We start from the raw sequence: 20,378 nt of genomic DNA, 5'->3' as shown, positions 1-20,378 counted from the left end.
GGCAGGGCGGCTCCGTAAGCTCGGAGCCACCCCACCCTGCGGGCCTACTCCTTGACGGAGAGGCCGTTCTGCTTGAGCCCGGCCACTGTGGCGTCCTGGGCGGTATCGACGGCGTCCAGGACCTTGCCGCCGCTGGTCAGCGTGCCGTAGGCGTCCTTGAGTGCGGTGTTGGTGATGTCCCAGTTGGGACCCCACTGCCAGCCCGGCGTGATGGTGGAATATGCCTTGTCGAAGACCTCGTAGATGTCGTTGCCGAAGTAGCTGGCGTCGAAGGCTTTTTGCGCCACGGGAGTCAGGCCCGGGTAGGCCAGGAAGGCAGAGCCGGTGTTGCCGCGGGCAGTGATGGCCTCTTTGCTGGTGGCAAGGAACTCGATGAATTTCGCCGCAGCGGCCGGATTCTTGCTGCTCTTGGTGATGTTGAAGCTGGAGCCGCCGTAGAACGCGTCCGCCGGCATGCCCCAGTTGGGCACCTCGGCAGCGATCCACTGGCCCTTTTGGCCGCTGGCCTCCGTCCGCTTTTGGATACCGGTGGCGCTCCAGTTGGCACCCAGGACTCCGACGACGGCGCCGCTCGCCAGATCTGCGGACCATTCGTCACTGAATGACTGCTGGACCTTGACGATCTTCTGGTCGATCAGCTTCTGCCAGTACGTGGCGACTTTCCGGGTGGCTTCGTCGTTGACACCCACCTTCCAGCTGTCGCCTTCGGTGCCGAACCACTTGCCGCCCGCCTGCCAGGACAGTGCAGCAGTCAGCGCAGCTTCGTTCGGGTTGAAGCTGGCCAGGTGCGCTTCGGGGGCGACGGCCTTGAGCTTCTTGCCGGCCTCCTCGAATTCCTGCCAGGTCTTGGGTGTGGAGACCTCGGCCTTGTCCAGCATGTCCTTGCGGTACCACATGATCATCGGCGCGGCATCGTAGGGTAGCGCATAGGTCTGCTCGCCGAACTGCACCAGGGCCTTGGTTTCATCCGTGTGTTTGTCCACGGTTTCAGCCTTGTTGATGTAGCCGTCCAGCGGCTGCAGTTGGCCGTTGCTGACAAACTGGGGCAGCTGCGGATATTCAATGGTGGCAACGTCGGGGCCATTGCCTGCGGTGATGGCAGTGGAGAGCTTGGCGTAACCCCCGGCTCCGCCGTTGGGGATGGTTTCGAACGTGACTTTGATCTTGTCCTGGCTGGCGTTGAACGCTTCCGCCACCTTGTCCATACCGGCCATGGAGGACCAGAACGTGATGTTGCCGCTGGGGTCTTCCACCGGGCTGGGGGTTGGCGTGGCGGCCGGGGTGCTGCCACAGCCGGTGACGAGTGCAGCACTGGCCATGAGGCTGGCTGCTCCAAGCAGAAGCTGGCGACGCTTCATTATGTTCTCCTTTGAAGTTCACGATGCGAAAGTCAGGGTGCTCGGGGGCACTTTCGGACTAGGCACCATGAAATCCACAAAAGTGAACATCATCAATAAAATGAACAGAAGTAAACAGTCTCGGTGGTGGGTGGGGTGCGTCGTGCAGGCTAAACCTGCGTGGAGCCGCGCACTTCCAACGCCGGGGACAGGTTCACCCGTTGCAGCGCGGACGTGCTTCCGCGCCGCGCCCCGATGCGGCTCAGGCACATCACCAAAGCCTGGTGGCCGACGTCGTATTTTGGCGGTGCCACAGCGGTGAGCGGGACGGCGCCGAGGGCGGCGATCTCGTCGTCGTAGGAGACGATTGCGAAGTCCTCCGGCACGCGGATCTGCCGTTCCAGGCAGGCGCTGACGAACTGGAGCGCGTCCTCGTCGGTGTGGACGACGGCGGCCGTCACCTCCGCTGATGCGCACCAATCCAGGATCCGGTCCACCAGTTCACGGTGGGCTTGGGGATCGTTTTGGGCGCGGGACATGGCACGCACCATTGAGTCATCGCGGGCCTGTCCGGCACGCTGCATGGCCAGGTGGAAGCCATCGATGAGTTGCGGGGCGGTGGGGCTGTTCTCGCGCAGGCAAATAGCGATCTTCCGATGTCCGAGGCTCAAGAGGTGGTTCACGGCGATTTCCGAGCCGCGGACATGGTCGCTCCGCACGGCTTCGAGCCGGCCGTGGTCCAGTGCGTCGTCGATGGACCGTTCCACCACTACCACCGGCACCTCCGCCTCGGCCAGCAGGTCCAGTGTTTCGGTGCCCGCCAACGACTGCCCGCTGGGCGTGATGAGGATTCCATCCACGCCGTGTTCGTAGAGCCGTCGCAGTTGCCGCCGCTCTTCCGCGTCCGAATAGTTGGTAACACCCAGCACCAAGCGGACGCCGGCTTCCTGCGCGGCGGCTTCAGCGCCGCGGATGACGCCCGGGAAATAGTACGACGCCGACGGCACGATCATCCCGATGGTGGCCAAAGGCCTTCTCCCGCCAGGACGCCAGGACGTGGAGGGCTGCGTCGCGGGTCCTGCCGACGGCTTGCCGCCCACTGGGATGGCGCCGCCGTGGACCCGTTCCAGCAGGCCCTGCTCAGCGAGCACTGCGAGGTCCCGCCGCACGGTCATTCCCGAGGTGCCCAGTTTCGCCGCGAATTCGCTGGCATTGAGGGATCCGTTCAGGGCGAGTTCCCTGAGGATGAGCTGTTGACGATCCTCGGTCAGCATGCAGGTGTCCGCCTATCAAGTTCACTTGTGTTCAGTTTGTTCATTATGAACCAGAACCGGCGGCTTGGACCCCTGTGGCCTAACTGCCCAGCTTCACCACGGAAATCTCGACGACGGCAGCCCGGGGGAGAAGATGCCTGCGGATCGCCCCGGCTGCTTCGCGCGTCACAGCCGGAGCAGGACGGGAAGCATTCACTCCAATCCTGACCTTCACTGCAAGTGCGTCGGCGGTCTCGGTCAGACCGATCAAGGGAAGTGTCTCTCCGGTGACCGCGGCCAGGGCGGCGCCGGCTATGGATTGCCACAACGGCTGGGCGGGATAGACCGAGTGGACCCCGTCTACCGCCTGGACGAGGCCGAGCAGTTCCTCAGCCAGGGCGGTTGACTCGCCTGCCGACCCGCCTGCAGGGGAAGTGTTCGCGGCTTCCAAAAACTCCGTCATGGCTGGTCCTCCGTGTTCAGCGGATCGGTGGTGGCGGAGGCATCTGTGGGCTGGGCCGGTGCCGGCGGCTCGAGGACGTCCGTCACGGTGATGTTGATGGCCTGGATGTTCAGTTCGGTCTGGACTGCCAGGGTCCTCGCCAGCTCGTTGCGGAGGGTGGCTGCGCGTTCTTCCATGGGGTGTCCGTACACCACCGCCACTTCCACCTCCACGGTGATGGGGGCTCCCATGGTGGTCACCTCTCCCTGCAGCCGGCACTTGCCGGCGGCTGTCCCAGGGAGCGCATCGGCCACGGACCGGATCAGGGCGGAGATGGCTCCTTCGGATTCCCAAAGGGTGTCATCCGGGTGTTCCGTCTGCACGGGAATGCTCCGTCCGGGCCGCAGTTCCAAGCGCAGGTTGTCCAGAATGGACTGCATCCAGTCGTCGTTGCCTGAGCCCGCGTCTGTTACGTCGGACCGGAGCAAATCTCCGCCGAGTTGGGAGAGGTGGCGCAGGGAGGCCAACGCGGCCTGGCATTCGGGGCAACTCTCCAGGTGCGCGGGATCGTCAATCTGTCCCGTGTCCAGGTAGGCACTGAGATCCGCAAGGCTGTGCCCGCATTCGAGGGTGTCGTTGGGGGTGTTCATCGCCATTCCTCCATGGTGCGTGCGAGCGTGATCCGTGCCCGGGCCAACCGGCCGCGGACACTGGCGGGGCTGATGTTCAATGTCAGCGCAATCTCCTCGTAGCTCTGGTCATTGAATTCCTTGAGTACCCAACAGCGTCGTTGTTCCTCGGGGAGTGCGGCCAGCGCTGCCTTGAGTGCTTCCACCCGCGAGCCGTTGACAGCGTTGTTCTCTGGATCCTGGGTCCTCGTCCGGGGGCTGTCATCGCGCTGGTTTTCCACGTCGTCCAGATCCACGTGGTGGCGTCGTTTCCTGAGGTGGTCGATGCTGCGGCTGCCCAGGATCCTCAACAGCCAGCCTCTGACGGCGCCAGGCTCCCGGAGGGTGTCCAGCTGCTTCCAGGCCTGCACCAGCGTTTCCTGGACCACGTCATCGGCGTCCGCGCGGCTGCCGGTCAGCCGGCGGGCGGTGGCGCGCATCAGAGGGCCGTGGCGACGTGCAAGCGCTTCGAAAGCTGCCGTGTCGCCGTCTGCTGCCCGGCCGGCCAGCAAGGCATCCGGAACGAGGTCCAGTTGGTGCTGCGCCGCGGGTGAACCAGTCACGTTTTGCCTTCCCGGTGGGGTCGAGGGTCATGGTGGAAAGGGGCCGGTCCCGCAATCGCTGCGGGGCCGGCCCGGGAGGGGCCTACTTCTTGGTGAAACCCTCTTTGAGCTTCTGGGCCGCCTCCTTGATGTTGTCTCCGATGTCGGCGGCAGCGTCCTTGACCTTCTCGCCTGCCTGCTGGAGCTTTGCCTGGGCCTGATCGTGCTGGCCTTCACGCTCCAGCGACTGGTCGCCGGTCAGTTTTCCGGCGCCTTCCTTGGCAGCGCCGAGGTGTTCGGTGGCGGCGTTGTTGATCTTGTCGTTGATTCCCATGGTGTTCCCTTTTCTTTTCAGTGCGCGTGCTCTGTGCTGCCCGCGCATGGTTTGGGTGGAGAGAAGTGCGTTCCAGCGGCTAGCGTGTACGTCGCGATCCGGACACCTGGGTTCGGGCGCCGCTGGTTATTCGGACCAGGACGGGGATTGGATGTCCCAGCAGGGCATCTAATTCGCGGATGAGTTCTTCCGCGGTGTCGGCAAGTTCCCGTGGCGAGCTTCCCTTGCGGGCTTCCATGCGGAGCCGGAGGGCGGTTCCCCGCCGTGACTCCCACGCCGAAACGGATGTGGCCAGAACGTCCCGGTTTCCGCTGAGGGCTTCCTGGAGGGCTGTGGAGACCAGCCCGACGTCCACCACTGTCCGGCCGCGGGTGCCCTCGCGTACGTCGGTCCCGTCCCGTTGCTCGGCGAGGCGTGGAGTGCGTCCCCCGCCTTGTGAGGCGAGCCAAGCTGCGCTGAGGGCGACCCCCACCAGCAACACGGCGATTCCTGCCGCCACCCACCAACTCCGGACGGGATCCGGTAGAGGTGCGGTGCCCAGGAGGTTCCTGGCGGAATCGCGGACGGACGATGCCACTGCTGTCCAGGTATCCGCTGCTCCGGGCAGGGTTCCGGCCGCGATGACTGCGGCGCCGGCTCCCAGCAGCGCAAGGCCCAGAAGGGCCAGCAGGATGCGGTTCAGTGCACGGTTTGTTTGCCTCATTGCCCCACTGCTCCTTGGTTCAATACCCGGACACTCGATGAGGTCCGGCGGTCCAGCGCGAAGGCGGCCAGTTCGCCGTCGACCACTGTTGTGACGGACTCAAGGTCCAACGGAACGCCCGACGTCGGACGCACCTGGACGCGTACGGACCGTCCACCGACGGTGGTGGTCACCTGCCCCGGGGCAAGGCCGGCGGCGAGCCGGGTGGTGTTGGAGAGAGCTGCGGCGATCACGTCGTCGTCCACCACCACCGCGGTGCGCCGGCTCGCCAAGGAGCGGCGGGCCTTCCGGCCCCTGCCCACGGCAAGTCCCAGCAGCAGCAGGCCCAGAATTCCAAGGCCCGCTCCGGCCGCTGCCATTCCCGCCGGGAGCGTGGTGACGGGAAGGTCCACAAGCCACTGGAGCATCTGCGCGGGGCTTGCCAACAGCGGCTGGTCCTTGAGGATCCACAGCACGGCTTCCACTGCGAGCCACAGGAAAACGACCATGAGGACGCAGGCGGAAATGATGGACGGGAGAGCCCGCGAAGAGTGGGTTTCCCGGCGGATCATCCGCCGCTGGGTTCGGTCCTGGCTCACAGCACTCTCCTTTCATCGACTCGTTCCGTGGATTGTTTCGTGGATTGCTGCTTGGTGCGGGGTTGCTCCTTGGCACCGGCGAGGCGGATGTCCACCCGGCCGATCTCCAAGCCGGTCAGCTCCAGGCCTCGGGACACCAGCTGTGTTCGTGCTGCCTGGGCCTGCTGGAAGACGGTGCCTGTGGTTTTCCGCGGTCCCAGAAGCGGCGGGAGTGACAGCTTGACGGCGAGGCTGACCCCGAGCCTGCCGGCGTCGTCGTCCAGCTCGGCTGCCACGTTTCCCGCGCGCACCCGGAACGCCTGGGCGGTGACGGCTTCCAGGGTTTTCCGGAGAGCGTGCTGGGTGATGCGCGTGTGGCCGGCGCGGCTCATGATGAGGAGCGCTTGCCCCGCAACGCGTCCAGCACGCCGCGCAGGTCAAGCTTTCCTTCGGCGGAGCGGCCCAGGACAGCCCCGGCGCCCATGAACAGTGCCGTCAGCAGGAGGCCCCAGAATCCAAAGGCCAGCCCTGCCAGCGCCAGGACCGCTCCTATGGCCGTGCCGGCGATGGTGGGGTTCATGCGACCCTCGGCTCACGGCCGGCATCGTCGATGTCTGCGTCCTCGGAGGGAACGTGGATGTCCGTGATGGTGATGTTGACCTCGGTGACTTCCATTCCCACCAGGTCCTCGATGGCGTTGTAGACGGCGTCGCGGGCGTTGTCCGCTACTTCCTGGAGCGGGTGCGGGTACTCAACAACCAGGGTGACATCCACGGCCACCTGGGTTTGGCCCACTTCGACGCTGACGCCCTGGGTGAGGTCCTTCTGGCCCACTTTTTCGCGCAGGTTGCCGATAGCGCGGGCAGCACCGCCGCCGAGGGCGTGGACGCCCGGGATTTCCTGGATGGCGATGCCGGCGATTTTGGCGACGACGCCGTCGGCAACGGTTGTGGCACCGCGGCCGTCCTTGCCCTTGTTCAATGCGGGGGCGCTCAGTGCGGGACCGTCAGCGTCAAGCGTGGCGGTGGTGTTGGTGGTCGCTGCCGTGCTGTTCTTGGCCGGAACTTCTGCGGGGGTGTGCGTCTGGATCGTCATGGCAATCAGTCCTGTCAGTTGGAAGCGGCTATGAATCATTGCGGCTTGGTTCGCTGCGGCGTTTGTTTCGCCGTCATGAAGAAGACGCACCCATCGGGCAGATCCTCACGGTGCATTTTGTGTGAGCTGCCCCACATGCTGGTGTTCACTATTGTTTAGCTGGGCCTGCTCCGGATCAGCGGCACCTAAAGTGATGAGGCTGGAACTACCCCGCAGGAGACTCATGGCCACCCGCTTCACCATGCCCGCCCCGGATTTCGACCTCAGCCCCATCACCGGATGGACGCGGGAGCACTGGGTTTCCTTCGCGGATCAGCAGCTCCTCGCGGTGCGCCCCCACTTCTCCCCGCTGAAGGCGGCCATCCGGCTGGGCGGCCGACCGTCGTCGTCGGGCGCTGTGTCCGACGGACTGGAGGGCTTCGCGCGGACGTTCCTGCTGGCGGCATTCCGGGTGGCGGGGGAGAAGGGCAGCGATCCCTTCGGTCATTTGGACCTTTACCGTGAGGGGCTCCTTCACGGCACGCAGCAGAACGGGCCGGAAGCCTGGCTGCCCATCACTGACCGCTCCCAGCCCATGGTGGAAGCCGCGTCCGTGGTCCTGGGGCTCCAACTCACCAAACCCTGGCTGTGGGACACGCTGTCCGCCGGGCAACAGGAGCAGGTGGCTGCCTGGCTGCAGGGTTCCTCGCGCAGCACGTGCGTGGACAACAACTGGGTGCTCTTCCAGGTGATGATCGCCGAATTCCTGGCCGGTGCGGGCTTTGAGTACAACGCAGCCCAGATAGACCGCGGCCTGGACAGGCTGGACGACTGGTACGCGGGCGGAGGTTGGTACCGGGATGGAGACAATGACGGCACCGGCGACTTCTTCGACTACTACTGCGGCTGGGCCATGCACCTCTACCCCATCCTGTGGGCCGAGTTTGCTGCCGGCCGGCATCCACAAGCCGATCAACGCCTGGAAGTCTCCCGCCGCCGCCTCGCCGCATTCCTGGAGGACCATGCCAGGTTCTTCGGCGCAAACGGTGCCCCGGTGTTCCAGGGCCGCTCCCTGATCTACCGCTACGCCGCCGTTGCGCCCCTCTTCATGGGAGAGGCGATCTGCGCAACGCCGCTGGCTCCAGGCCAGACCCGCAGGATAGCCAGCGGCGCAGCCAAGTACTTCCTCGACGGCGGGGCCTACGACGACGGCTTGCCGTCACTGGGGTGGCTCGGCGCTTTTGAACCGATGACCCAGGAATACTCCGGGCCGGCCTCGCCGTACTGGACGTCCAAAGCCTTCGTCGGACTGCTCCTCCCCGCCGACCACCCGGTATGGACCGCCGTTGAGGAGCCCGCGCCGTTGGAAATGGCGGACGGCCTGAAGCACGCGGAGGCCCCCAACTACCTGCTCCATTCCACCGCAGCCGACGGGATCGCCCGCCTCCTTAATCACGGCAGCGACAAGTACTACGCACCGGGCCCGGACGATCCCCTCTATCGCCGCCTCGCGTATTCAAGCCATACAGCGCCGCTGTTCACCCAGGACCCACTGGACAACCACTTCGCCATCCTCAACGACGCCGGGATACCCAGCCGACGCTCGCGGATCCACCGGCTCCAGGCGGGGCCGGGGCAAGCAGCCAGTTGGCACGCCCCGGTGTGGAACGATGCAGAGGACCCCGCTGATTCGGACTGGCGTGCCGCGACGGGGACCGCCGCCGCAGGTGGATACGAACTTCGGGTGCACGCAGTGGAAGCGCCAGACAGCTCCAGGCTCACGGTCCGGGACGGCGGATACGCGCTCGCGGGTGATCATCCGATGCAAAGCGGCGGCAGCCTTAACGACGGTCGGCTGCACACGGCCATCTGGCCCCTCCATGGCTACACGGACAGCGGCACGTACCAGGCCCAAGGGGTGTCCCCTTTCGGCGCCTTTGCCAGCTGCAGCTATCTGGAAGGCAGGCTGTCCGGGGAGCGCAGCTGTTTCGCATCCCTGGTGTACCTCGGCGGCGAGCCGCCCGCCTGGGTTCCTCCCGCCGTCGGGCCTTCTCCCGCTTTTGAACTGTTCGACGACGGCGCCAGAGTCACCGCCCGCCTCACCTTGGGTCCAGGCCAGGTGCTTGAAGTGGTGTTCGCCCTCTAAGGTGCCGGCCCGGTGTCGTTTTCAGAAGCTGACTGCGCTGGCGATTGTGCGCCGTAGGAGGATCGGCTAACGCGCCTCGCGTCATTCGGGTAAAGCTCCGAAACTCTTGGTTACTGGAGATGCGTGCCAGGATATTTTGACCGAGAGCGTTACGTCTTTGCACCCGAACGGTCGGGGCGGGCAAGGAGTGCGTAAAAATGCTCTCAACTTGCCCGCCCCATGTTACGGGTGGTGCGCTGGTCCTCTCAAGCTGTCGATGACCAGGTACTGCTGGTGGTGCGCTGGTCGTCTCAAGCTGTCGATGACCAGGTACTGCTGGTGGTGCTGGTCGTCTCAAGCTGTCGATGACCAGGTACTGCTGGTGGTGCTGGTACTGCTCTGTCCGTCTCCTGTTGCTTGACGGCCCGGGTATTGCTGGTGGTGCTGGTACTGCTGTGTCCGTCTCCTGTTGCTTGACGGCCCGGGTATTGCTGGTGGTGCTGGTACTGCTGTGTCCGTCTCCTGTTGCTTGACGGCCCGGGTATTGCTGGTGGTTCGCTGGTCGTCTCAAGCTGTCGATGACCAGGTACTGCAGGTACTGCTGTGTCCGTCTCCTGCTGCTTGACGGCCCGGGTATTGCTGGTGGTGCGCTGGTCCTCTCAAGCTGTCGATGACCAGGTCTTACTGCAACGGTACTTCCCCCCAAACAGGCAACTGCACATACTTTGAGCGGGGGAACTTCCGTTTACTTTTTTCTTGCGAGAAAAAATATAGCCATGCACTGAAATCTCGTCAAGTCGCCTGGGCTCTCTGATCCAGCCCGCCGTTGCGGTTGGCTTGGGACCTACCTCGTAGGACGCCCAAGCGGCAGGCGGGCACGCCCCACTATTGAGAAATACTTACAAGAGAGGCCGTCCTGAAGGACCCTCTATCAGGCACAAAGACACAAAGACACAAAGACACAGTGCAGACGGCCGCTGACTTTCAGTGCAGTCAGCTTCTGAAAATGACCCCCGGAATCTTGAGCGAATCTTGAGATGACCCGGCGCCCTTCTTGAGGGCTGCGTCCGATGGTTGAAACATCAGCCAAACCGCTGATGGAGCTTCCAGGAAGGACCACCCAAATGACTGACCAGATCTCCACCCCGTCCTCGAACGTCACTGTCGTCCACGACGCTCTGTCAGGCACCGCAGAGGCCGTCCGGCATGCCGGCGAGGTTCTCGGCCAGACGCGTGTGGCCGTCCGTGAGCAGTTCAACCCGCTGGGTGTGGGACTGCGCAGTATCTGGCCGCAGTCGGTGGTTGGTTTTTAAGGGTCGTCCGGACCCAGGAACCCTGGAGCTTTAAAGCGGGCAGGCACCTCCTCATTCGGGAGGTACCCTGCCCGGCGCCATTTAAGGGACGATGGATGCAGCTCAATAAATAAGGAGGCTTGTCATCAAGGAAGAGATGAGGAAGGCCGCCGATGTGGCGGAGGAAGCGTCGAATTCGCAGGCCTTCGCCGCTGTTGCGCGCGGCGGGTACGTGGTCAGCGGAATCCTGCACGTGCTCATTGGCGTCATCGCCCTCCAACTCGCGTTCGGAAGCAGCGGCGAAGCCGATGTCAGCGGGGCCGTGACGTCCCTCGCCAGCCAGCCCTATGGGCCGCTGCTGCTCTGGGCCTGCTTTGCGGCCTGCGCCGCGCTGGCACTGTGGCAACTCGGAAACGCCATCCTTGGCCACCGGAACGGCTCGGACAAAATCACCAAGAAGTTGTCCGCCATAGGGCAGGCGATCGTCTTCGCCGCCCTCGCCACCACCCTCGTCTCCTTCATTGCAGGCAAGGGCCAGAACAGCCGGGAGTCCAGCAGCGACTTCACGGTCACGCTCCTCAAGGCGCCGTTTGGCGTGTTTCTGCTGGTCGCCGTGGGTGCCGGCATCGCCATCACGGGGATCGTTTTCGCCGTGCGGGGATTTCGCCGGAAATTCACCAAGGACCTCACGTTGTCCTCCAACAGTTCGGTGCGGAAGTTCCAAATGGGGGTAGGCGTGGTGGGGTACATCGCCAAGGGGATCGCCCTCTTCCTGGTTGGCCTGCTGGTGGTCATCGCATCGGTGCGGGCACAACCCGAGCAGTCAACCGGGCTCGACGGCGGGCTAAAGGCACTCAGGGAGCAGCCCTATGGGGTGTACCTGCTGGCTGCCGTTGCAGTGGGGCTGATCGCGTACGGCCTGTTCCTGATGGTCAAAGCACGGACCCTGCGGACGTAGTTTTTCCGGACTGTTATGGCGGGTAGGACGGATTGCGGGGTAAGTGCGATTAGCGCGCTCGGCGCGATTAGCGGTCAGCGCGGTTAGGCGGCGCCGAATGCGGGTAAGGAACAACCATGACTCATCATGATCCGGACAACTCCGGCCAGCCACAGAACCGACTCACCTCTCCGCCGGCGGACCCCCGCCGCGGATACCACTCCGGCGAGTTCCCGCAGCAGGAGCAGGAACAACCGGGCCTGACCCGGCCCCTTGATCCCCAGCCGGACCACGGCGAGAAAAGTTATGTGGGACACGGCCGGCTGCAAGGCAAAACTGCGCTCATCACGGGCGGAGACTCCGGAATCGGCGCTGCCGTGGCTATCGCCTACGCCCGCGAAGGCGCGAAGGTAGCCATCAGCTACCTGCCGGAGGAAGAAGAAGACGCAAGGTCGACGGCGGAATGGATCCGCGAGTGCGGCTCGCAGGTGCTCCTCTTGCCCGGCGACGCGCGGGACGAGGCGTTCGCGGCGGAGATCGTGGAACGGACCGTGCAGGAACTCGGCGGGCTCAACGTGGTGGTGTTGAACGCCGCCTACCAAAAGAACCGTGAAGGCTTGGAAACCATCCCCACGGAGGAGTTCGACCGCGTCTTCAAGACCAACCTGTACTCGCTCATCTGGACCGCGCAGGCGGCCATTCCACACCTCCGGCCAGGTGCATCGATTATTGTCACGGCCTCCATCCAGGCCTTCAACCCCTCGGCACAGTTGGTGGACTACGCCATGACCAAGGCTGCCCAGGTGGCCTTCACCAAGGCCATGGCCGAAGAGCTGGGACCCAAGGGAATCCGGGTCAATGCGGTGGCCCCGGGACCCATCTGGACCCCGCTGATTCCCGCCACGGAATGGCCGGACAAGCTTCCCACGTTCGGCCAGGACACGCCGCTGGGCAGGGCCGGTCAGCCTGCTGAGTTGGCTCCGGCCTACGTGTTGCTCGCCTCGGATGAAGGCTCCTACATTTCCGGAGCCGTGCTTCCCGTGACGGGAGGCAAGGGATTGTGAACCGCTTGGCCGGAGGACGCCCATGATCGCCGTGCTGGTTTTACCGCTTCCCTGATTCCTCCCGTTCCACCGGAATCCAGAGCTGCCCGCGGCCGTGGGTGCCCCCTGCCTCCACCTGGACGCTGAGCAATTCCGGCCCTGGCGCCCACCTGTAAGGGTTGGCCGGAAACCATTCAGTAGCTGCGTCCGCCCACATGCTTTGCAGGACCTCCGGGAACTTCCCCTCGGTTTCGAAGACCACCCACAAGCCCGCTGGAACGTCCAGGACGTCAAAGCCCTCCGGTGCCGGTTGGCTGGACGCCACGGCATGCCAATAGTCCAGCTCACTTCCCTCGCTCCGCTGCTCATCGAGGTTGTCAGTGACGGACAGCGGGCCCGCCGGCTCCACGTCTGCCAGCCCCAGCAGGCGCTGGGTGACAGCAGGATCCAGGCTCCGTTGAAAATCGATGATGGCCTGGTTGGGTCCTTCGTGGACCAGGGGGACGCGGGCTTTCAGGCCAATAAGGCGGAAAGCGGATTTGTCTTCAATACGGTGCTTCATGTCGGTATTCCCTTCGACTCGCAGGTGGAACCTCAGCTGAGGTTGGGAATGAAGCACGGCGCCGGCTTGCCTCGCTTCAGACGGCGTGAGGCCGTGCATGGCTTTGAACGCACGGGTGAACGCCTCGGCAGAGGCATAGCCGTAGCGGACAGCAACGGCCAGGACTGTGCCGCCGTCGATGATTTCCGCCGTGGCCGCTGTGAGGCGACGCCTCCGGATGTACTCCGAAACCGGCAGCCCGGCCAGGGAGGAGAACATCCGCCGGAAGTGATACTCGGACGTCAAGGCGATCCTGGCCAAGGTCCCCACGTCAATGTCTGCCATGAGGTCCTGCTCGATTTCCTCTATCGCCCGGTTCCACTCCTGCATGCTGACCTGTTCCCTCGTTGTGTTTCCCTACCGTGTCGTCATTCCTGCCCTTGACGCTACGCAGGGCTGGGGACCGATGCCCCACCTATCCTTGCCCGAAAATATCAGGGCTCCGCTTCGATGGCTCGCTGCGATCAGTGCCGATCGCCCGGCATGCCGCGCAGCGTAGCCCCGAAACGGGACCACGTCCGTTGCCGGAATCCGCTGCAACGCAAGGACCCGGAGGCTGCGGCTGCAGCACTCCGGGTCCTTGGTGTTATTCAGTTACTTCCGGTTCAGTGACAACCGGTTCATACTTACGGGCGACTTGAGCCAGATGCTTCATCATCCGGTTCGGATGAGAAGGGCCGGTCCTTAGGAGTGTCTTCCGTGTTGTGTTCGTCCAGTTCAGCGTCGGCCGACGGGACTGTCTTCTCGGCGTAGTCCCCTGCGGTGTAGTCGCCTCCGGCGTCTTCCTTCAGAGTCTCCGGGGATACCCCGGAATCGCCGTAGTCGCCCTCAGAGTACTGGCCTTCGAGTTCGTCGCCGTTGGCGTCGCGGTTCTGGTTGTTAGCCATGGTGGGTCCTGCGGCTGGTGACCAGGCCGTAGATCAGCAGCACGATGATGGAGCCGCCGATAGCCAGGAGCCACGTGGTCAGGGAGAAGAATTCCTGCAGGCCCGTACCGAAGATCAGGCCACCGATCCAGCCGCCCAGGAGAGCGCCGACGACGCCCAACAGGAGGGTGATCAGCCAGCCGCCACCCTGGCGGCCCGGAAGGATAAGTTTAGCGATAGCGCCGGCCAGGAGGCCGAGCAGAAGAAAACCAAAGAAACCCATTTTTGGTCCTACTTTCTTGTTGATGGAAATTCCATGAACGTGATGAAGCGAGTAAGTTCACCGGGTGCCTGTTCCGAGGTTTAGGCACCGTAATGGGGCCCCTGGAGGCCCTATGGAATGTGGGGAGTGGAACTGTTTATGCAACCCCGATGAATTTATGAAATGCAGCCAATAAAGCACTCCTGCCGATTGGGTCGGTCTCGGTACTACACCAGTAACGCTAGCGGCTCCCGGGGCTAGTAGCAAGTAACCTGACTATTAGCTCAACCTTGCTTGCGGGCCCGGAATGCCGGGGATCCGCGCTCCAGTGGCCCTTGAGGGAGTCCACTATGCCCTTGGCGGCGTCCTTGATTTTCCCACCTGACTGCCGGGGGTCTGCTTCAGATTGCCCGCCGCGCCCCCGGCTTGGAGGCCCCTGTCGCCGGTGATACTTCCCGCGGTTATTCGCTGGTTGGCACAGCAGTTACTCCAAATGTTCAATTTCGGCAAATTGCTATTGAGCTTGTCGTCATCAATGTTCAGGTGACAGGTCGTGCCCGCCGGGACTAGTGTCGAAGAATACCGCCTCGAAAGGAGTGATTCCTGTGAAAGGGAAAGCATTGTTCGCCGTTGGAGTGGCTGTTGGCTACGTCTGGGGATCCAAGTCCTGGCCGGAGGTGTATCGGCGTCTCCGCGGAGGCACTGAAAAGGTCTGGAAGAATCCAGACGTCCAGGAGAACGTCCACCATGCCACTGAAGCTGTCCAGGAGTCGGTTCCGGACATCCTGCACAACCTCTATGAGGCCGGCAAGAAACTGATGGAGAAGGCCGAGACCATGTTCCCCGGCATTACCTCGCCGAAGGCGGACCAGCGGTCCGGTCCCTCCTATGCCAGCAGCTCTTCCACTGGCCCTACAGTCACCACCGTCCCCACGGTCAAGTCCGATGTCGTGTCGGACCCGGCCCGGGATGACACCACCGGAAGTGACTGGGCGGATGAGGGTGGCGCGGCGCCGGAGGGGCCCGCCACGAGCACACCGCCCAAGGCCTGAAGCCCTTGACGTAAGACTGCGGCGTCAGGTGAGGGCCGACGTCGGGGGCTACTTGGCGCGCTCGGCCGCGGTCAGGATCGCCTCTCCCAGTTCCTTCGGCTTAGTGAACTGCGGCCAGTGGCCCGTGGGAAGGTCGATGTAGTCCACGTCCCGGATCCGTGCGAGCTCGGCGGTGAACGGGTGCCCGGCGTCCATCCATTCCTTGAGGAGCGACGACGGGAACTGGCACGCGATGATGGTGGCCGGAACGTCGTACCGGCGGACGTCGCTCAGGTGCTGCTGGTCGAGTGCCACTCCCTTGGGCTCGGGGATGGCGCGGGCGCGGAAAGCTTCCTTCAGGTCATCGGTGAGGTCAACCAGGTCTTCGTCTTCGAACGCCTCCCACGGCGGCAGCGGGATGTCGTCGCCGTCGTCGGGCAGTTCATCATTGATGACCCCACCCTCGCCAAGCGGTCCGCTGTCCACGTAGATGGCGCGGGCCACGCGGTCGGGGCGGGCGTCGGCTGCGCCGTGGATGATGGCGCCGCCGCCGGAGTGGCCCACCAGGATGACGTTGCCCTCCAGCGAGTCCACTTTTGCCACCACGGCGTCGATGTGCGTCCGAAGACCGATGCCGGCGCGTGGTGCATCAGCAGATTCCAAGCCGGGCAGGGTCAGCGGGTGAACTGTGTGTCCGGCCGCAACCAGCGGGGGAGTCACCTCCTCCCATGACGACGCGTCCAACCAGAAACCGGGTACAAGGATGATGTCCATGCCGGTACCCTACGGGAGGCCACCGACAGTATGTAAGGGTGGCTGGATTCCTCCCGCCAGCTTCTGCACTGCCTTCGCCAGGACTTTATCGCGGGACTCCGGCGTGCGGGCCTTCAGGACCTGCAGGATCTTCAGGACCTGCAGGATGATGAGGTAGCGATCGGTCTTGCCCAGCCGTTCAAAAGACTCCTTGGCTGCCGGGTTTGCTGCCAGTGCCGCTCCCAGGTCCTCGGGCACCTCGGCCTGGGCCTGTGAAACGTAAGCGGCCTCCCAGCGGCCGTCGGCTTTAGCGGACTCTATCTCCGTGAACCCCGCAGGCTGCATGCGTCCCGCCTCGATGAGGTGGGCCACTTTGGCCACGTTCACCTGCGACCAGGTGCTCCGTTCGCGGCGCCGCGAATACCTCTGCAGAAACGTCTCCCCGTCACGGCCCCTGCGTTGGCCATCGATCCAGCCGAAACAGAGGGCGCCGTCCAAAGCGTCCTGAATGTTTATGAGCCCGGAGCCCGCATTTTTCTTGCCGATCACCAGCCAGGCTTCGGTATGGGTGTCGTGATGCGCTGCGAGCCATTCCTCCCACTCCGCGCCGTTGGCAAACCTCAGCAATTCCGGCTCGTTCTCCCGCTCCATGCCTCACCTTCCCACTGCCGGCGCTCCAGCGCCAGCATCTTAGTTGGGTTTAGGGAGGGGGTTGACGCGGGTCACATTCACGGCTCATAGTTATCGTATACGATTTCGTACTTGATGCAGTTCGAGGAAGAGGAGGCGCCGTGACATTGGAGTTCCGGACCCAGGAAGTCAGCCAGGACATGCTGGCCCGGACGCGCAAAGTCATTGCCGTCCACATCAACTACCCCAGCCGAGCGGCTCAGCGCGGACGCACTCCTGAGCAGCCGTCGTACTTCCTGAAGCCGCCCACGTCCCTGGCGCTCGGTTCCAGCGGGGCTCCGGGAACGGTTGAGCGTCCCGCCGGTTGTGAACTGCTGGGCTACGAGGGCGAAATCGCCTTGGTGATTGGCAAGACCGCCCGCCGTGTGGGGTTGGACGACGCGTGGAGCCACGTTGAGTGGGTCACGGCGTCCAACGATCTCGGCGTCTACGACCTCCGCTACGCAGACAAGGGCTCCAACGTCCGGTCCAAGGGCGGCGACGGTTTCACCCCCGTTGGCCCCGCGCTGATCCCGGCCGACGCGGTGGACCCCGCAGCCCTAAGGATCCGCGCCTGGCACAACGGCGACCTCGTCCAGGACGACACCACCGAGGACCTGCTCTTTCCCTTCGCCCAGCTCGTCGCGGACCTTTCCCAGCTGCTCACCCTCGAAGAGGGCGACATCATCCTTACCGGAACCCCTGCCGGCGCCTCGGTGGCCAAGCCCGGAGACGTCGTCGAAATTGAGGTCACCGGTGGTGACTTCAGCAGCGGCCGTCTGGCCACCACAGTCACGGAAGGCACGACGCCGTTCGCGGACTTTGGTGCCCGGCCCAAGACTGATGACACCCAGCGGGAAGAGGCGTACGGATCGCGGGAAGCCGCTGGTCTGCCTGCCGCAGAGACTGCATCTGTCCTGACGCCGGAGCTGAAGGCGAAGCTCGAATCTGTCGCGACCGCTACCCTGTCCTCCCAGCTCCGCAAGCGTGGGCTGAACAATGTGAGCATCGATGGCCTGCAGGCCACACGCCCGGACCGCAAGGTGGTGGGCCTGGCCCGGACCCTCCGCTACGTGCCCAACCGCGAGGATCTCTTCAAGTCCCACGGCGGCGGCTTCAACGCCCAAAAGCGGGCCATCGATTCCGTCAACGAGGGCGAAATCCTGGTCATGGAAGCCCGCGGCGAGAAGGGCACCGGCACCGTGGGGGACATCCTGGCGCTGCGGGCCCAGGTCCGCGGGGCAGCGGCCATCATCACCGACGGCGGCGTCCGCGACTACTCGGCCGTGGCCGACCTGGAGATGCCCACCTATTTCGCGAACCCGCACCCCGCAGTGCTCGGACGCCGGCACATTCCGTGGGACACGGACATCACCATCGCCTGCGGCGGAGCCACGGTCCAGCCCGGGGACATCATCGTGGCCGATTCGGACGGCATCCTGGTGATCCCGCCGGCCATCGCCGAGGAACTCGTGGACGACTGCATCCAGCAGGAGAAGGAAGAGACCTTCATCTTCCAGATGGTCCAGGAAGGCAACAGCGTGGACGGGCTGTACCCGATGAACAAGGAATGGCAGGCACGCTTCCAGGAGTGGCAAAGCCGGCAAGGAGCCCACAGTGACTGAAACCGCCGTCGGAAGTACCGCCGTCGACAACGCCGGAGCCCAAAGCAAGTCGCAGCAGGCGTACGCCGCCGTGAAGGCGAGGATCGTAGAGGGCGCGTACACGCCCGGTTACCGGTTGGTGCTCGCCAAAATTGCCGAGGATTTGGGCTTCAGCGTGGTCCCGGTGCGGGAAGCGATCCGCCGCCTGGAAGCCGAAGGGCTGGTGAAGTTCGAGCGGAACGTGGGCGCGACGGTGTCCGGGATCGACCCCACCGAGTACCTGTACACCATGCAGACCCTGAGCATCGTGGAAGGTGCGGCCACGGCGTTGTCCGCACCGCTGATCGACTCGGTCTCCATTGCCCGTGCCCGTGCTGTCAACGAGGAAATGAGGGAGTGCCTGGAGCACTTTGATCCCGTCCGCTTCACCGCCTTGAACCAGGACTTCCACAGCGTCCTGTTTGAGCACTGCCCCAACCCGCACATTCTTGACCTGGTCCACCGGGGCTGGAACCGGCTGGCCTCCATCCGGTCCTCGACCTTCCGGTTCGTCCCCGGCCGCGCGCAGGAATCGGTGCGCGAACACGAAGCTTTGCTGCAGCTCATCGAGAGCAGTGCAGACGCCGACACCATCGAAAAAGCAGCCCGCCAGCACCGCGCTTCCACCCTGGACGCGTACCTGGCCCAAGCCAAGCAATAACTACCAACCACTGATCGCTAGTTAGGACTTCAACGATGACGACCTCAGTAGAGACCGCCAAGCACTACATCCCCGAGAACCTGCCGTCCCACATCCAGCACTTCATCAACGGCGAGTTCGTTGATTCTGTATCCGGCAAAACCTTTGACGTCCTGGACCCGGTATCCAACGGCAACTACGCCACGGCTGCTGCCGGCCAGAAAGAAGATATCGACCTCGCCGTCGCGGCGGCACGTGAAGCGTTCGTCAATGGCCCCTGGCCGAAGATGAAGCCCCGCGAACGCGCCCGGGTGCTGAACAAGATCGCCGACGCCGTCGAGGCCCAGGAAGCCCGCCTCGCCGAACTCGAAACCTTCGATACCGGCCTGCCGATCACCCAGGCCAAGGGCCAGGCGCTGCGCGCGGCGGAGAACTTCCGCTTCTTTGCTGATCTGATCGTGGCGCAGTTCGACGACGCCATGAAGGTCCCGGGCTCGCAGATCAACTACGTGAACCGCAAGCCGATCGGCGTCGCTGGCCTGATCACGCCGTGGAACACCCCGTTCATGCTGGAGTCCTGGAAGCTTGCACCGGCGCTGGCCACCGGCAATACCGTAGTCCTCAAGCCCGCCGAGTTCACGCCACTTTCAGCCTCGCTCTGGGCACAGATCTTCAAGGACGCCGGCCTCCCTGACGGTGTGTTCAACCTGGTCAACGGCCTGGGCGAAGAAGCCGGCGATGCCCTGGTGAAGCACCCGGACGTGCCGCTGATCTCCTTCACCGGTGAGACCACCACGGGCCAGACCATCTTCCGCAACGCCGCAGCCAACCTCAAGGGCCTGTCCATGGAGCTCGGCGGCAAGTCCCCGTGCGTCGTGTTCGCCGATGCCGACCTGGACGCCGCGATCGATTCGGCGCTGTTCGGGGTCTTTTCCCTCAACGGTGAACGCTGCACCGCCGGTTCCCGCATCCTGGTTGAGCGGGCCATTTACGACGAATTCTGCGAAAAGTACGCCGCCCGGGCCAAGAACATCGTGGTGGGCGATCCCCACGATCCCAAAACCCAGGTGGGTGCCTTGGTTCACCCCGAGCACTACGACAAGGTGGCGTCCTACGTGGAGATCGGCAAGTCCGAAGGCCGGCTCCTGGCCGGCGGCGGCCGACCCGACCACCTGCCGGAAGGCAACTACATCGCACCCACGGTGTTTGCCGACGTCGCGCCTGATGCCCGGATCTTCCAGGAGGAAATCTTCGGTCCCGTCGTGGCCATCACGCCCTTCGAGAACGACGACGAAGCCCTCGCCTTGGCGAACAACACCAAGTACGGCCTGGCGGCCTATATCTGGACCCAGAACCTCACCCGGGCCCACAACTTCTCCCAGAACGTCGAGGCCGGCATGGTGTGGCTCAACAGCCACAACGTCCGCGATCTCCGCACCCCGTTCGGCGGCGTCAAAGCCTCCGGCCTGGGCCACGAGGGCGGCTACCGTTCCATCGATTTCTACACCGACCAGCAGGCCGTGCACATCACGCTCGGATCCGTTCATACGCCGAAATTCGGCGCCTAAACCTGGAGTTTTTGTACAGATAACGCCCCTAAAACCCG

General features: G+C 64.1%; 24 protein-coding genes. 8 read left to right on the top strand and 16 right to left on the bottom strand.

Features of this window, described 5'->3' with window-relative positions:
• Nucleotides 1-44: 44 nt before the first annotated feature.
• The 11 genes from CGK93_RS21860 to CGK93_RS21810 all read right to left on the bottom strand — a co-directional run bounded on the left by CGK93_RS21860 (nt 45) and on the right by CGK93_RS21810 (nt 6,931).
• Nucleotides 45-1,358 (bottom strand): ABC transporter substrate-binding protein, encoded by a 1,314-nt coding sequence (locus CGK93_RS21860; RefSeq protein WP_089596655.1) that lies wholly within the window; start codon nt 1,356-1,358, stop codon nt 45-47.
• Between the two features lie 149 nt (nt 1,359-1,507).
• Nucleotides 1,508-2,611, bottom strand: a complete 1,104-nt coding sequence (locus CGK93_RS21855) for a substrate-binding domain-containing protein (protein ID WP_089596653.1) — start codon at nt 2,609-2,611, stop codon at nt 1,508-1,510.
• Nucleotides 2,612-2,690: 79 nt separating this feature from the next.
• Nucleotides 2,691-3,053 carry a hypothetical protein gene (locus CGK93_RS21850; protein WP_089596651.1) on the bottom strand — a complete coding sequence of 121 codons (363 nt, stop codon included), beginning with the start codon at nt 3,051-3,053 and terminating at the stop codon, nt 2,691-2,693.
• Nucleotides 3,050-3,682, bottom strand: coding sequence for an Asp23/Gls24 family envelope stress response protein (locus tag CGK93_RS21845; protein WP_089596650.1), 633 nt, complete (start codon nt 3,680-3,682; stop codon nt 3,050-3,052). Before CGK93_RS21845 ends, CGK93_RS21850 begins: the two co-directional genes overlap by 4 nt.
• A complete protein-coding gene (locus tag CGK93_RS21840) occupies nt 3,679-4,263 on the bottom strand; it encodes an RNA polymerase sigma factor (RefSeq protein ID WP_089596648.1) in 585 nt (194 codons plus the stop codon). Before CGK93_RS21840 ends, CGK93_RS21845 begins: the two co-directional genes overlap by 4 nt.
• An 82-nt stretch (nt 4,264-4,345) precedes the next feature.
• Nucleotides 4,346-4,576, bottom strand: a complete 231-nt coding sequence (locus CGK93_RS21835; protein WP_089596646.1) for a CsbD family protein — start codon at nt 4,574-4,576, stop codon at nt 4,346-4,348.
• Nucleotides 4,577-4,655: 79 nt separating this feature from the next.
• Complete coding sequence (locus CGK93_RS21830) at nt 4,656-5,279, bottom strand: hypothetical protein (protein ID WP_089596644.1); 624 nt, start codon at nt 5,277-5,279, stop codon at nt 4,656-4,658.
• A complete protein-coding gene (locus CGK93_RS21825) occupies nt 5,276-5,857 on the bottom strand; it encodes a hypothetical protein (protein WP_089596642.1) in 582 nt (193 codons plus the stop codon). Before CGK93_RS21825 ends, CGK93_RS21830 begins: the two co-directional genes overlap by 4 nt.
• Nucleotides 5,854-6,228 carry a hypothetical protein gene (locus tag CGK93_RS21820; RefSeq protein ID WP_089596641.1) on the bottom strand — a complete coding sequence of 125 codons (375 nt, stop codon included), beginning with the start codon at nt 6,226-6,228 and terminating at the stop codon, nt 5,854-5,856. The genes CGK93_RS21825 and CGK93_RS21820 overlap by 4 nt, the downstream gene beginning before the upstream one ends.
• A complete protein-coding gene (locus tag CGK93_RS21815; protein ID WP_089596640.1) occupies nt 6,225-6,416 on the bottom strand; it encodes a DUF2273 domain-containing protein in 192 nt (63 codons plus the stop codon). Before CGK93_RS21815 ends, CGK93_RS21820 begins: the two co-directional genes overlap by 4 nt.
• Entirely contained in the window at nt 6,413-6,931 is a 519-nt protein-coding gene (locus CGK93_RS21810) for an Asp23/Gls24 family envelope stress response protein (protein ID WP_089597704.1), read from the bottom strand. Before CGK93_RS21810 ends, CGK93_RS21815 begins: the two co-directional genes overlap by 4 nt.
• A gap of 223 nt (nt 6,932-7,154) precedes the next feature.
• Between CGK93_RS21810 and CGK93_RS21805 the strand changes: the two genes are divergently transcribed.
• The 4 genes from CGK93_RS21805 (at nt 7,155) to CGK93_RS21790 (ending at nt 12,328) form a co-directional block, all read left to right on the top strand.
• Complete coding sequence (locus CGK93_RS21805; protein ID WP_089596637.1) at nt 7,155-9,056, top strand: DUF2264 domain-containing protein; 1,902 nt, start codon at nt 7,155-7,157, stop codon at nt 9,054-9,056.
• A gap of 1,103 nt (nt 9,057-10,159) precedes the next feature.
• Complete coding sequence (locus CGK93_RS21800; RefSeq protein ID WP_089597703.1) at nt 10,160-10,348, top strand: hypothetical protein; 189 nt, start codon at nt 10,160-10,162, stop codon at nt 10,346-10,348.
• A gap of 136 nt (nt 10,349-10,484) precedes the next feature.
• Complete coding sequence (locus CGK93_RS21795) at nt 10,485-11,285, top strand: DUF1206 domain-containing protein (RefSeq protein WP_089596636.1); 801 nt, start codon at nt 10,485-10,487, stop codon at nt 11,283-11,285.
• Between the two features lie 116 nt (nt 11,286-11,401).
• Nucleotides 11,402-12,328, top strand: a complete 927-nt coding sequence (locus tag CGK93_RS21790) for an SDR family oxidoreductase (protein ID WP_089596635.1) — start codon at nt 11,402-11,404, stop codon at nt 12,326-12,328.
• 40 nt (nt 12,329-12,368) lie between these two features.
• On the opposite strand, the gene CGK93_RS21785 is transcribed toward CGK93_RS21790, so the two are convergent.
• From CGK93_RS21785 to CGK93_RS21775, 3 genes are all read right to left on the bottom strand, one after another.
• Nucleotides 12,369-13,238 (bottom strand): AraC family transcriptional regulator, encoded by an 870-nt coding sequence (locus CGK93_RS21785; RefSeq protein WP_089596633.1) that lies wholly within the window; start codon nt 13,236-13,238, stop codon nt 12,369-12,371.
• Nucleotides 13,239-13,534: 296 nt separating this feature from the next.
• Nucleotides 13,535-13,795, bottom strand: a complete 261-nt coding sequence (locus tag CGK93_RS21780; RefSeq protein WP_089596631.1) for a hypothetical protein — start codon at nt 13,793-13,795, stop codon at nt 13,535-13,537.
• Nucleotides 13,788-14,057: a GlsB/YeaQ/YmgE family stress response membrane protein gene (locus CGK93_RS21775; RefSeq protein ID WP_089596629.1), complete on the bottom strand. Its 270-nt coding sequence runs from the start codon at nt 14,055-14,057 to the stop codon at nt 13,788-13,790. The genes CGK93_RS21780 and CGK93_RS21775 overlap by 8 nt, the downstream gene beginning before the upstream one ends.
• Before the next feature lie 584 nt (nt 14,058-14,641).
• Here CGK93_RS21775 and CGK93_RS21770 point away from each other — a divergent pair.
• A complete protein-coding gene (locus CGK93_RS21770) occupies nt 14,642-15,088 on the top strand; it encodes a hypothetical protein (protein ID WP_089596626.1) in 447 nt (148 codons plus the stop codon).
• 48 nt (nt 15,089-15,136) lie between these two features.
• Here the strand turns inward: CGK93_RS21770 and CGK93_RS21765 are convergent, their stop codons facing one another.
• Entirely contained in the window at nt 15,137-15,841 is a 705-nt protein-coding gene (locus tag CGK93_RS21765) for an alpha/beta fold hydrolase (RefSeq protein ID WP_089596624.1), read from the bottom strand.
• A 9-nt stretch (nt 15,842-15,850) separates the two neighbouring features.
• On the bottom strand, nt 15,851-16,471 hold the full coding sequence (locus CGK93_RS21760) for a YdeI/OmpD-associated family protein (RefSeq protein ID WP_089596621.1): 621 nt from the start codon (nt 16,469-16,471) through the stop codon (nt 15,851-15,853).
• Between the two features lie 179 nt (nt 16,472-16,650).
• Here CGK93_RS21760 and CGK93_RS21755 point away from each other — a divergent pair, with 179 nt between their 5' ends.
• Genes CGK93_RS21755 through hpaE form a run of 3 tightly spaced genes read left to right on the top strand, consistent with a single transcriptional unit; the run spans nt 16,651 to nt 20,340 of the window.
• Complete coding sequence (locus tag CGK93_RS21755; protein WP_232481678.1) at nt 16,651-18,114, top strand: fumarylacetoacetate hydrolase family protein; 1,464 nt, start codon at nt 16,651-16,653, stop codon at nt 18,112-18,114.
• Nucleotides 18,107-18,793 carry a GntR family transcriptional regulator gene (locus tag CGK93_RS21750; protein WP_089596618.1) on the top strand — a complete coding sequence of 229 codons (687 nt, stop codon included), beginning with the start codon at nt 18,107-18,109 and terminating at the stop codon, nt 18,791-18,793. The genes CGK93_RS21755 and CGK93_RS21750 overlap by 8 nt, the downstream gene beginning before the upstream one ends.
• A 35-nt stretch (nt 18,794-18,828) precedes the next feature.
• Nucleotides 18,829-20,340, top strand: a complete 1,512-nt coding sequence (gene hpaE / locus CGK93_RS21745; protein WP_089596617.1) for a 5-carboxymethyl-2-hydroxymuconate semialdehyde dehydrogenase — start codon at nt 18,829-18,831, stop codon at nt 20,338-20,340.
• Nucleotides 20,341-20,378 lie beyond the last annotated feature (38 nt).

Source organism: Arthrobacter sp. YN (assembly GCF_002224285.1).
Classification (GTDB): Bacteria; Actinomycetota; Actinomycetes; order Actinomycetales; family Micrococcaceae; genus Arthrobacter.
This window is presented reverse-complemented; position numbering and strand designations above follow the sequence as displayed.